This is a genomic window from Agromyces sp. NPDC056389, from assembly GCF_042262385.1.
Classification (GTDB): domain Bacteria; phylum Actinomycetota; class Actinomycetes; order Actinomycetales; family Microbacteriaceae; genus Agromyces.
The window spans coordinates 47,079-59,443 of the sequence record NZ_JBHJPN010000004.1; the positions used below are offsets into that span (position 1 = coordinate 47,079).

Annotated in this window: 10 protein-coding genes and 1 pseudogene; 2 read left to right on the forward strand and 9 right to left on the reverse strand. The window is 69.4% G+C overall.

Annotated features, from left to right (window positions below):
- The 9 genes and pseudogenes from ACFCVM_RS19340 to ACFCVM_RS19380 form a co-directional block, all read right to left on the reverse strand.
- On the reverse strand, window positions 1-2,778 hold the full coding sequence (locus tag ACFCVM_RS19340) for an HNH endonuclease (protein WP_375838414.1): 2,778 nt from the start codon (window positions 2,776-2,778) through the stop codon (window positions 1-3).
- A 264-nt stretch (window positions 2,779-3,042) separates the two neighbouring features.
- Window positions 3,043-3,408, reverse strand: a pseudogene (locus ACFCVM_RS19345) (DUF4157 domain-containing protein); the annotation flags it as partial.
- A complete protein-coding gene (locus ACFCVM_RS19350) occupies window positions 3,408-3,659 on the reverse strand; it encodes a hypothetical protein (protein WP_375838366.1) in 252 nt (83 codons plus the stop codon). The gene ACFCVM_RS19350 and the pseudogene ACFCVM_RS19345, both read right to left, overlap by 1 nt.
- Complete coding sequence (locus tag ACFCVM_RS19355; RefSeq protein ID WP_375838367.1) at window positions 3,656-5,518, reverse strand: ATP-binding protein; 1,863 nt, start codon at window positions 5,516-5,518, stop codon at window positions 3,656-3,658. The genes ACFCVM_RS19350 and ACFCVM_RS19355 overlap by 4 nt, the downstream gene beginning before the upstream one ends.
- Window positions 5,519-5,601: 83 nt before the next feature.
- Window positions 5,602-6,336, reverse strand: coding sequence for a Pvc16 family protein (locus tag ACFCVM_RS19360; protein WP_375838368.1), 735 nt, complete (start codon window positions 6,334-6,336; stop codon window positions 5,602-5,604).
- On the reverse strand, window positions 6,333-7,184 hold the full coding sequence (locus ACFCVM_RS19365) for a hypothetical protein (protein WP_375838369.1): 852 nt from the start codon (window positions 7,182-7,184) through the stop codon (window positions 6,333-6,335). Before ACFCVM_RS19365 ends, ACFCVM_RS19360 begins: the two co-directional genes overlap by 4 nt.
- Entirely contained in the window at window positions 7,181-7,909 is a 729-nt protein-coding gene (locus ACFCVM_RS19370; protein ID WP_375838370.1) for a hypothetical protein, read from the reverse strand. Before ACFCVM_RS19370 ends, ACFCVM_RS19365 begins: the two co-directional genes overlap by 4 nt.
- A 6-nt stretch (window positions 7,910-7,915) precedes the next feature.
- Window positions 7,916-8,446 (reverse strand): phage tail protein, encoded by a 531-nt coding sequence (locus tag ACFCVM_RS19375; RefSeq protein ID WP_375838371.1) that lies wholly within the window; start codon window positions 8,444-8,446, stop codon window positions 7,916-7,918.
- Between the two features lie 13 nt (window positions 8,447-8,459).
- Window positions 8,460-10,508: a phage tail sheath family protein gene (locus ACFCVM_RS19380; RefSeq protein ID WP_375838372.1), complete on the reverse strand. Its 2,049-nt coding sequence runs from the start codon at window positions 10,506-10,508 to the stop codon at window positions 8,460-8,462.
- A gap of 247 nt (window positions 10,509-10,755) precedes the next feature.
- On the opposite strand from ACFCVM_RS19380, the gene ACFCVM_RS19385 reads away from it, so the two are divergent.
- Both ACFCVM_RS19385 and ACFCVM_RS19390 read left to right on the forward strand, forming a co-directional pair.
- Window positions 10,756-11,451, forward strand: a complete 696-nt coding sequence (locus ACFCVM_RS19385) for a LuxR C-terminal-related transcriptional regulator (protein WP_375838373.1) — start codon at window positions 10,756-10,758, stop codon at window positions 11,449-11,451.
- 160 nt (window positions 11,452-11,611) lie between these two features.
- Window positions 11,612-12,358 carry a hypothetical protein gene (locus ACFCVM_RS19390; RefSeq protein ID WP_375838374.1) on the forward strand — a complete coding sequence of 249 codons (747 nt, stop codon included), beginning with the start codon at window positions 11,612-11,614 and terminating at the stop codon, window positions 12,356-12,358.
- Window positions 12,359-12,365: the final 7 nt, after the last annotated feature.

Here is a 12,365-nt window from a genome sequence, read left to right on the forward strand (position 1 = left end):
TCATCCGTCCTTGGTGCTTCGCTGGACGTCGTCGCGCCCGAGGATGCCCCGAATCGCCCCCAGCGGGTCCAGCTCAGGCTCGAGGCGGATCTGCGACAGGCTCGGCCAGGTCATGCCGCCGGACTTCGTGTACGCGACGCGACCGATCGTGAGACGCACCTTGGGGCCGAGCTCGGCGTTCGCGCTCGCGACGTTCCACGTCCAGGTCTTCTCGAAGATTCCGTAGGCCGCGTAGATCTGCGCGTCGAGTGCGACTTCGGCGGATGCGGTGAGCTGCCCTTCCACGAACGCGTCCGCCGCGAAACTGAAGCCCCCCGCTCCGTACTCGGCATCGACGGCGATCGCGCCCTTCCCGTCGAGCCGCACCTTGGGGGTGACATCGACACCGCCCTTGACACCCGCCAGGCCGCCCGCCAACTCGGCGCCGATGAACGCGCCGAACTGCCCGTAGAGTTCGGCGTACGCGGGCACGACGAAGACGCCCGTGATCTTGGCCTTCACCTGCGGATCGTCCTCGAGCGGGTAGAGCTCGCCGGTGAAGACAGCGGCGGAGAGCATGATCGGACCGACCCCGTAGGCGAAGCCGAGTGACCCGCGCAGCTCCCCGAAGACTGTGACGCCCGGCACCGGGGTGGGGACCGGGAACTTGGCCGATGCCTTGAGGATGGAGAACCTCCCGCCCTCGGGAGACGGCCACATCTTCGTCAGCGGGATGTCTCCGAGCGTGACTCCGCCGAACATCCGCACCTTCCCCGTGGATTCGAGCTCGACGCCGAGGGTCGGCCGGATCGTGGGGGTGATCTGGTAGGCGACGGTCCCCGTGCCGGTGATGCGACCGTCTTCGTCGTACCGGAGGGTCACCTGACCCGCGGCCCGCATGGTCTGGACCTGGAACGTCGCCGAACCCGAGAAGCGGCCCTCGGTTTCGTCGGGTTTGCGCGTGTAGCGGATCCGCATCTTCGAGTCGACTCTGTGCCACGCGATGGCGGCGTCGCCCTCGAGATCCAAGCCCTTGCGGCCGTACCGGCCGCGCAGGTTCACCTCGTCGACCTTGGGTATCGGCTTCGGGATCGTCACCCGTCCTGCGTACGAGACCGCGTCACCATCCCAATCGGCCTCCATTCGGAGTTCGGAGCTTCGGATCCTCGTGACGAATCCGCCCTCGCCGAAGGGCTTGAACCGCTCGCCCTCCATGCGGAATCCGAGCTTGACGTCCGACTGTCCGAACGAAGAGGAGGTCACGTGCATGACGCCCGACCATCCGGTGCGGGAACTCCAGCGGACCTCGCCTTTCGCGGAGGTCACTCCGGGGATGGCCCGGCCCGGCGTCAGCTCGCCCGTGGCGACGAGCGCGCCGCCTTCCAGTGCCACGCGCAGGATCCCGAGGATGACGGGGCTGTTCGCCGGGCCCACGCTGAACGAGACCGTGCCGCTCGGCACGAACTCGGGCGTGAGCTGGAGGTTCAGCGCTCCATCGGTGAAGCGGAAGGCGGAAGGGAACGGCGACTTGAGCTTCTTCGCGTCGATCGGGGCGTTCAGCAGGAGCTGCGCGTCTCGGTAGCTGACGTCGAGCCGGTCGAGCCACGGGATCGACGGATGGATGACGCCGGTGGCGGCCAGCGCGCCCGTGTTGTCGAGCGAGAGCGACGTGAACTCGCCCGGGCTCATGTAGGGATAGAAGAACGTGAGCTTCTCGTTCTTGCGGTCGGCGAGGCTCAGGAATCGCGTTTCGGGTGCGACCTGCGAGGTCGGATCGGATGGCGCCTCACTGGTCGGTTGTGCTGCGACCGGCGCCCCGCTCGCGGCCGCCGGCCCGACCGTCGGGTCGGGTGAGCCCTCGCGCGGGGTCAGCGTCGCATGGAGGTCGGTGAACGGATTCTTCCCTCCGGCGCGGAGCGGCGGACTGTCGAGCTGCGCGAGCACCGTGTCCGCGGCGTTCTTGGCGCCGCCCTTGCCGCGGCGGTAGGCCGTCAGCTTCATTCCCGGCACGAGCCGACGGACCATCATGTCGAGCGGGGTCTCGCCGCTGTCGGTGAGGTTCGCCGTCTCGAAGACCCTTCCGGCCACCAGGCGCACGGGCTTGCCCTGCGTCTTCGCGAGGAGGTCGGCGTCTCCGGTCACACGCCTGCTGTAGAGGTGATCCTCGATCACGAAGCTGGCGTCGGGCTTGCCGGGCGGTACGGTCGCCTTCGCGATGCGGATCTGGATCCGCTTCGCCTCCTTGGTGCGCATCTCGGGGGCGCGGATGTCGTTGACGATCTTCAAAAGGGCCTGATATGTCGCGCCACCCGATGCCTGGTTCGTCGTGCTCGCGAGCAGCTGCAGGTTCGACGGGATGGAGGTTCCCCCGATCTGCTTCTCGACGATGTGGTCGACGTCGCAGCCCGCGCTCTTGAATCCCTTGCCGAGGCCCGTCACGGTGTCCTTCACAGCCGGATCCTTCAGGCTCTCCTGCACGGTGGCGTCGGCCGAGGCGAGGAAGGCCGCCGAGACGGCCGCGGCGTTCTTGAAGCCGTACTTGGCGAGCCAGATCTTCGCGTAGCTTTCCCGGCCCTCCTTGAAGGCGGCCACCCGCCCGTCGATGTCGACCGCACCCTCGGCGCCCTCGACCTGCTTGCCGCCGATGAGGGGCGAGAAGACGAGTCGGCCGCCGGCCGCTGCGTCGTCGTACGCGGTCTGGACCCAATGTCCCGCGCCCTTCTCGAGGGGAAGCGTGAACGTGTCGAGCCTGACGATCAACTCCTCCGTGCCGAGACCGCTCGGGCGGTCGCTGATCACGGTGAGCCCCGGCGGCAGTTTGACGGCCGGGCCGGCCGTCGTCTCCGACTTCGCCGCGGCGGCGGGCGCGCCGCCCGTCCCGGGCGAGGCGGCGGGGGGTCGCGTGGGAAGGGGCGGCGGTGGCGGCGCGGTGCTGGGTGCGCGATGAAGATGCGGTGGGCCGGCTGATCGTGTGACCCGCCCGCGTTCCCCTCGGGCGAGCCGGGATACCGCATCACGCGCCTCCCGCTCGGCCGCGGCGTGGTCGGAAGCCCCGCCCTGCACGACGTGCGCGACTTCGTGCGCGAGCAGCCCTCGCCCTTCCGGAGACTCCGGGCGGAAGGACTCCGCACCCATGCCGATGTGGCCGTCGTACGTGAACGCCCTCGCTCCGACGTCCGCCGCGAACCGCGCCGACACCCCACCCTCGTGCACGCGGATGTGACCTAGGTCCTGCCCGAACGCCGACTCCATCTCCGAGCGGAACGGCGCTTCGAGAGGCCGTCCGCCTTCGGTGAGCACGGGCGCAATCGGCGGCGTCGCGAAGGAAGCCGGGGGAGACGCAGGCACGGGCCGCGGGGACGTCCTCGCTGACGTCGTCGCCGGGCGTGGCGCGCGGACGGGCTGCTGCAGCGCGGCGAGGCGTCTCATCAGGTCACCTCCGATGCGGACCCTCGGGCGGCCTCGACGATCCGCGCGGCGATCGTGGCAGCGGCGCGCTCGGCGCGGTTGCCGAGCGCGCGCGAAGTGGCGGCGGTGGGCACGCGGATGTCAGGCCAGGCGGCGAGTGCGGTCTCCAGTGCGCCGGGGAGTGCGTCGGCGATCCGGTGCGCGTCGATCGCTGAGCCGCCGACGACGCGCATCGTCGTCACTCGCAACTGCACTCGACTCGGGCGGTTCATGATCGCTCCGCCCAGGCCACCCGCGGCATTGGCAGGTTGTGCTTGCGCATCTCGCGCCCGAGTTCCGCCTCGATGATCGCGCGATCGACCGCGGTGTCCTCCGCGGCCGCGATGAACGCGGCTCCGAGGGCCACGTTGCGGATCGATCCGCCGGTGAGCGGAAGACCCGCGAGCCGCTCCCACTCGACCTCGCCGACCGGGACCTCGGCGGGGAACGCCGACCGCCACAGCCGCAGCCGCTCCGCCTCCGACGGCATCGGGAAGTCGACGATGAACCGGAAGCGTCGCAGGAACGCCGAATCTATCGCGGAGCGGAGGTTGGTGGTCACGAGCGTGAAACCAGAGAACGTCTCGATTCGCTGGAGAAGATCGCCCACCTCCGCGTTGACGTGGCGATCCACGGCGTTTCCGACGCCGCCGCGGGCGCCCCACACGGCGTCCCCCTCGTTCCACACCATGACGGCGCCCGAGCGCTCGGCCTCATCGAACACGGCGGCGACGTTCTTGCTCGTTTGGCCGACGAATTTGTCGATGACCTGACTGAGGTCGATTTCCATCACCCGCAGGTCGAGGGAGGCCGTGATCGCCTCCGCGGCCATCGTCTTGCCCGTTCCGGACGGGCCTGCGAAGAGCGCCGCAACACCGCGGCCGCGCCAGCTCGAACGCCCGCCGAGCCGAGTCGCGAATCCCCAGTCGTCGAGCACGCGGCTGGCGTGGCGCACGTGGGTCTCGAGCCGTCGCAGCGCCGCTTCGGTGTCGGGCGGCAGCACGAGATCGTCCCAGGTGTAGGCCGGCTCCACAACCCGTACCCCCGGACGCGGCGCCGGAGTTACCGCCCGAGCCGCCGCGTGCCACAGAGCACGCGCCGCGGTGCGCTCGTCCGTCGCGGCTCCCACCTCCAGGCGCGCTGCCTCGACCGCCCGGACAAGGGCCGCGTCGTCAAGGCGGAAATGGCTCGCGACGGCGCCGACCCCGCAGCCGACCCGGCGGCTCCCCTCCGGCCCGAGGGCGCGGATCCACCGCGAACGCATCGTCGCGGGGTTGTCGGGCTCCTCGACGAGCACGCGCATCCCGCGCTGGAGGGCCGTCGGCGCGAACGACGACACCAGCAGCACGTGGCCCAGCACCCGGTCAAGGAAGGCCTCGAGCAGCTGCCCCGGTGCGGTGCTGTGCACGATGAGCGCCCTGCCATCGAGCGCCGCCTCACGGCTCCATTCACGCGCGAGCCGCGCGAGTTCGTCGCGGTCATCGGGGATCGCCGACGCGGGCATCTCCCACGGAGCGAGTCCGTTGGCCCGCAGAGCCTGGGCGAGTTCGTCGACATCGGCCCCGGCGGCGAGCACGAGCGGGGGGAGCCCCGAGGAGTCACGCTCGGTGAGCGCCGTGCTGAGCTGGGCGGCCATCAGGACGCGGGAGCTCTCTGCGGCGTCGACCTCGAGGGCGTCGCGCACGAGGCTCATCCGCGCGTCGATGCGTGGGTCGCGCACCGGCTCTCCGAGCAGCCGATCGAGCACCGACCCCGACAGCCGAAGCCGCGATTCGATTCGCGGGACACCGACGCCGGCGTCGACGACCCCGAGCCGTGTCAGCGGACCGGACGACGCGAGCGCCGCCGGGCCGAGGTCGGCGATGGCGCGACAGCCGAGCCAGAACGGCAGTCCGCCTCCCGCGACGCCGCCCGCCTCGGCGATCGCTCGGGCGAGCAGACGGGCGACGGGCTCGGACGACTCGGCGGCGAGGAGGAGCACGATCAGTTCGGTCTCGGGCTGGGAGAGTACGAAGCCCGACACCATCCGGCGGATGGGGGCGGTCTCATCCTGCTGCTCCCACCAGTCCCACCAGTCGTCGAAGGGCGACACGGAAGGGTCCGTCCCGGCGGACAACGCCTCCAGGGCGATCGTCGCCGCCGCAGCGCTCATCTCCGCGCAGCTCGACTCCGCGCTCATGACGTCGCCACCGTGGTGATGAGATCTTCGGGGTCCGCGGGTGCGCCCGTCACGTCGGGACGCGCGCCGATGGTCACCCGATCGACCGCCATCGGCGGAGCGAACACCTCATCGACCTCGAGGAACACCGTCGTCACGAGGAAGTACGCCGAGGGGCGCAGCGGAGACTGGAACGCAGACCACAGCTTCGTGGACAGGTCCAGGTCGACGAGCTGCTGGGAGACGGTGATCTGCTCCGGCTGCTCGGCCGGGTCGCCCAACTGCTCCGTGGTGAGCAGATCGAGGATCTTCGTCGGGTTCGCCGGCACCACCACGCCTGCGAGTATCGAGACGATCTTCGGCCGGGGGATGATCCCGAACCTCGAGAGGGCGACGATCCCGAGCCCGAGCAGCACCTCCCGCTCCAGGTCGGTGCCGGTGGCGGCGAGGATGTACTGCAGGTCGAGTGCGACCGGCGACGGACCGGCCCGAAGGCCGGAGGAACTCACGCGCGGATCGTACATGTTCCGCCACGCGGGGTTGGGCGCGACGTGGTGGCACACGAGGTGCAGCTGCGCGGGCTCGGGCGGCGGTGCGCCGTTGCCCGGGTTGCCGTTCGTCGGGGACGGGCGCGGGGGCGGCTCGACGGAGACCGGTGGAGGGGCCAGCGCGCCGTACGCGATCTTCAGGCGTTCCTCGATGAGCGCGCGCAGGACGAAGGTGGTCGCCGGGATCGCGAATCGCGCGCTCATGAGTGCCCCGCATTTGTCGGCTCACGATCGCGCAGGTAGGCCGCGAGCGACGGCCCGGGAGGATCGGGGCGCGAGGCCGGCGGCGCCGAGGCGCGGCCGGCAGGTGGATCGGGCGCGAGGCGAACCTCGATGCGCCCGATCTCGACGACGATCACCGGTGGATCGTCGATAGCGTCGTCCTGCTCGCTCAGCGGTGCGAGCGGCGGTTCGGATCGATCGAGGTCATCCTGTGCGTGCTCGCGCGGTCGTGCTGCGGGGAGAGCGACCTGCTCGTCATGGCGCGGCGCGCCGACGGGGGCCGGCGCCGCTGTCGCGGCGAGCTCGCGATCACGAAGCTCGTGGGGCGGTACGTCGTCGAGGACGGTTGACGGCGAAAGCGTGGGCTGCCCGCTCGGGGGTGGCGCTTGTGGCGGCCCCTGCCGGTCGACCTGCTCGGCGCGCGCGAGGATCTGCGGGGTCGCGGGCCGGACCTCGGGCACCCCGATCGCGGGTCTGGGCGCCGCTGCCCGCACCGGCACCGGCGCGGACGGGGCGTGCACGGGTGTCGGCACCGAAGCCCGCCGAGACTCCGCGGCCGCCGCCGGGGGAGCGCTGGGCCGATCGTTCGGCGTCGGCTGCGGATGTGCGCCCCACTGACCGTGGTGCGATGTCACAGACGGTACCGTCGCGCTCGGTGCCTGAGCGGGGAGTGGGATCTCATCCTCGGCCGTCTCGAACTCGGCAGGCTCGCCGGGTCCCGGCTCGTAGCGCGAGCGTGGGCGCGGACGGGCTCCGGGCACCACGCTGTCGGGCGGCACCGACCAGGAGCCGGCGCGGGCCAGGGCCGCGAGGTAGTCGGCGGCACTCATCGGCCGGCCCCTGATTTCGTCGCCGTACCCACGGGACGCTCGCTCACGAGTTGCACGTACCGTCGACGGCGTGCTTCCGGCAGGTTGAGGATCTCGTCCTCGGTCCATCCGTAGGCTGATCCCAGCGTGTGCACCTCGGCGATCAGGCGGTGGACCAGCCCGTCCAAGCCGCGTGCGACGAATTCGACCGGGTCGACCGCGGTGGTGATCACGGCAGCGCACCTCACGCAACGGAAGTCGACGGTGATCGCGGCGGCCGGGTCGCCGTCGGCCCAGGCCGTCGCGAGCTCGTCGAGTCCGGCCTCGTCGAGCTCGTCCGATCCGGGCGAGAGCCCGGTGCGCCGGGCGAGCACGCGCACGGCCTCGACGAAGCCTGTTCCGCGGGTCGCGAGGACATCCTCGACAGTAGGGATGCGGAAGGCCGCGACCCCGTCCGCGGCGTGGATCTCGACGACTTCGACCGCGTCGGGCAGCTCGACGATGGGCGCGGCCGGGATGGCGAACTCGTTCTCGTCACCACACCTCGGACACGTGGCCAGCGCGTCGAGGACCGATCCGACGCAGTCCTGATGGAGCTCGAGCACGCGCCGATTGTGGCCGCCCAGCGACCGGGAGGTCGCCACCGGACCGTCGATGACGGTCAGCAGCGCGACGATCCGGACGTGCGCGGGCGCCGCGGTCAGCGCCCACGACTGCACGAGGTCTGCGGAACTCGGCGCAGTCATGGCATCTCAGGGCTCGGTGAAGGACGGTTCGCTGGGTTCCGTCACGTCGTAGTCGCGCTCCCAGCCCTCGTTCTCGAGCTTGATCTTGGCGATGGCCACGGCGGCCGTGGCGTTCGCGTCCAGATCGGGGAGCGCCTGATACTCGGACACCCAGCAGCGGTAGATCGCGTAGGAGAGCACCCTTTGCCCGGCCTCGTTGAACACGTCGAGGATGAGGTCCTTGCGAAAGTCCTTGAGCGACACTTCGCCGCCGCCCTGGGGGCCCGAACCGTAGTTCCACACTTTGTTCGCCCACTGCTCGAAATCGAGGTCGTGAGTGACGCCGCGCTCGAGCGTGATCGCGTCGTACTCGGTCCGTCCGGGCGACTTCCGCGATGTCGACGGGTCGGTTCCCTCGCGATGCGTGACGATCCCGGTCTTCCTCGACAGGAGGCTGACCTTGGAGACGCCCGCGACGTAGTGGCCGGCCCAACCGATCCGGAACTTGAAGTTCTTGTACGGGTCGAAACGCGTCGCGTTGATCTCGAACTGGGCCATTTCCGTCTCCCCCTCACACAGCCGGCTGGACGATCTGCCGCAGCGTAACCACCACGAATTCCGCGGGCTTCAGCGGAGCGAAGCCGACGAGCACGTTGACCACGCCGAGATCGATGTCCGCCTGCGTCGTCGTGCTGGCGTCGCAGGCCACGAAATACGCCTCACGCGCCGACCCCCCTTTGAAGGCCCCCTGCCGGTACAGGCCGTGCATGAACGCCGTCACCGATACGCGCAATTGTGACCACAGGTCCTCACCATTGGGCTTGTGGACCGCCCAGCGGAGCGCCTCGGACAGCGAGCGCAGGATGTAGTCCGCCGTACGGCGGACCGGGATGTACTTCCATTCGCTGCCGAGGGCGTTCGAGCCCTCGATGGTGCGAGATCCGAACGCCACGGTCTGGTAGATCGGAAACTTGCGGATCGCGTTCAACCCCAGGGGGTTGAGCACTCCGTGCTCCCGATCGGACACCGCGATCGCCGGTCCGTACGCGCCTGCCACCACCGCATCCGTGCCGGCCGGAGGCTGCCACACGCCCACCTTCGCGTCCGTTCGCGCGATGATGCCGGCGATCGCGCCAGATGGCGGGTGCTCGATGATCGATCCGGGATGCAGCGGGTCGTCGACCTTGATCCGCGGGAACCATCCCCCGGCGTGGCTGGAGGAGAAGCCCATGCCCAGCGAGACCCAAGCCTCCGCCTGCCCGACGTCGGTCACATTCGGCGGCGGGTCCACGATCAGGAACGCGAACTTCTCGCTGCACACACGGGCGGCCTCGGCGTACGCCTTCGCGGCATTCGAGTGGTGCGCGGCCAGCGGGTCCGAGATCTTCGGCCGTACGAGGTCCGGCAGGCAGAGCAGATTGAAGAACGGGTCGCGATTCTCCAGGTCGGTGATCGCCTTCTCAAACTCAATGGAGGCGGGCTGCCCTTCCGGCTTGCCGTCGTCACCCGCGGTCTGACCCGACACGGGGCTCGCGGCGTAGGCGTGCCCCAGCCGGAATCGGGCCGGATTGCTCGACATCGCGAAGTCGCCGGAAGCCCCGATGTCGTAGAACTCACGGAACGACGTATTCGTGGCGTCGCCCTTCAGGATCACCGTGGCATCGTGGATGCGCGTCGCACCGACGGCGCCGGGAGGCCGGGTCAACGACAGGCGGAAGATCTTCCCTCCCTCGAAGACCTCGCCCTGGACCGCGGCGCCGCCGAGCTTCTGAACGGCAGCCGCGTCGTCGCGGAGCGCCGAGTTCAGCGCGGCGACCAGCTTCGTCACGAGCTCGCGTGGACTGATCGGCTGAGCGGACCCCTGTGTGAACACGGTGACGGGAAGGTCCACGATCGACTCCGGGACATCCGCCGTACCGTCGGCCTTGAACCGGCTGATCGAGAGGGTGAGCTTCTGGTCCTTCGGGAAGGTGCCGGCGACCGGGGCCTTCTTCACGTGATAGACCGAACCGGTCGGGACAGGCCCCGCCTGATCCGGGGTGGTCACGGTCAGCTTCACGAGCTTCGAACCGGTGGCCGGGTCGTTGACCACCGAATCCGCCGTCCGGGCGTTTCCCGCGACCGTGGTCAGGTCGCCGAATCGTTCCACGCGCCCGGTGACGGAGTCGACGATCGTCAGATTGAACCGCTTCTTGTCCGCGGTGGCGGGGGCCACTGCGAGCGGATCCGAGCCGATCTCGTACCGATCGAACTCGAGGAAGATGCCGTTGCCGCTCGTGCCCGAGCTCAGTGCGGTGAACGTCACCGAGGTCGCCGCGCCCTCTCCCTGGATCACCGACTGCGCCGGTTTCGCGTTCTCGACGGGGAGCCGCGTCACGAACGCCTCCGAGCCGCCATTGGCGAAGAAGTGCAGGACCGAGTACGACAGCGAACTCGTGGGGTGGAGGCCTCCGAACTCCCGCTCGAAGTCGCCGAAGTTGAAGCAGCGGACCGAGCGCTTGTCGATGCCGGCCCTGCTAGGGCCGATGAAGTGGGCGACCGACGTGCTCGCGCCAGTGATTGCTCGGGCTCCGGAACTCTGCTCCCGGGTATACACGCCGGGGTACGTCAGCTGCAACACGTCAACCCTCCAGATTCCGCTGGGCGATCCCACGTTAGGGAACCGAGTGAGGGGCGGCTATGCGTACAAGTACCACCACACGCGACGTCGTTCGTGGCACAGGCGGTGGCGCTCGGCTGCCCGACTGGCCCATACTGCTGATGAGTCACAATGCAGACCGCCGACGTCCAGCGGGCGAGTCTGCTCGGGGGGAGATCTCGGGGGAGATCTCGTGGGGGATCTCTAGATGTGTCGGGAACTGTGGTGCGTGGAATCCGTCCTGAGCGGGGTGGTGACCTCGTTGCGCGCCATCGCCGAGGGTGCGGGACCTGCGCAAGCATTGTGCGCCGCTCTCATCGAGACGCTTCACGCGGAAGCGGGTGCCACTGGGCGGCTTGATTCCGGCACCGATGCGGCGACCATGCCCGTCCTCTCGATGAGCGACCCGAGGCCGCCGACTGGGAACAGGAGCTCTCAGCTGCAACGCGTGCTGCCGCAACTTCTGTACGAAGCCCTGGGCACGGGCAGACCGAGCTGTCTGTCCCGATCCGGCGCGGCCAACGGATCAGTCGGCAACGGCGACGTCCTCTGTATGCCGCTCAGCCAGGAGGCCGAGTTCTGTAGGTTCACACTCGTCCGACGGGATCGGACCTTCACCACAAGCGACCTCCATCTCGCGGGGTCCCTGCAGCAGCCGCTTGCCCTGCTTTATTCAATCTCGGCAAGCTCAGGCGGCCAGTGCGATCCGCCGCCAGAGATCGACCCTCAGCTCACGACGCGCGAAGTGGAGGTGCTTCGACTCGTCGCGGATGGACTCCTTGCGCGCACGATCGCGCTTCAACTCGAAATTTCCCCGCGCACGGTCCACAAACACCTCGGGAGCGCCTACCGCAAACTGAATGCTCATGACCGATTAATTGCGGTGCGGCGGGCAGCATCGCTCGGGCTGTTGCAACCACTTTGACGGCGTGCGGCTTCGCGTTGGCCACGCCACCGGCCTTACTCGGCGCCAACCATTCCAGGAGGAAGCGCCCTTCGGCACCGCGACCTGGCCCGAATCGGCCATGCCGACTTGGCTCATTCGAGCGATGCTCCGGTTCGAGGCCGGCTGTTGGAATGATCGCATGACAAGCATCCGAATCGCTCCCCATCTCAACGGCCTCGTAAATGCCGCCCAAGGCGGCATCGCGTCGGGCCTGTTCGCACGAATCGTCGGCGGCACTGCGCGCGTTCGGCTGATGAAGCCCGTTCCGCTCGACGTCGACCTCGACGTCCGGGAGGGTCGCGGCGGCGCAGCGGCGATCGAGCACGACGGCAGCGTCATCGCGACCGTCGAGCCGACTGCACCGTTCCGGCACGACGCCCCGCTCACGCCGACGTACGCCGATGCGTTGGAGGCAGCCCAGCGCCACCCGTTGCATGGGGTTCGTCACCCGTTCGCAGAGTGCGTCGTGTGCTCGCCGACCCGCCCCGGCGGCCTCGGCGTGGTCTTCGGGACCTCCCGTCTGCTCCCGGACGTACTGATCGCTCCACTCTCGGCATCCGCTCCATTCGTCGCCGACGGCGCTCTGCGTCCCGAGATGCTGTGGGGGGCGCTGGATTGCGTCAGTTTCCCCGCGGATCTGCTGCCCAGTCGCACTGTCGCGGTCACCGGGCAGCTGACCGCGCACATCGAGCGTGCGGTCGCCGCCGACGAGCGGCTCGTGGTGGTCGGCTGGCAGACCGGCACCGGCAATCGTTCGCACCGTACTGCGTCCGTCGTCCTCGACGAAGCCGGCCGCGTCGTCGCGTCCGGAGACATGACGTGGGTCGAATTCGCTTCTCCGACCGCGACCGCGACCGCGACCGCACTGGTCCAGTCAGTCGTCTGACGCGAGT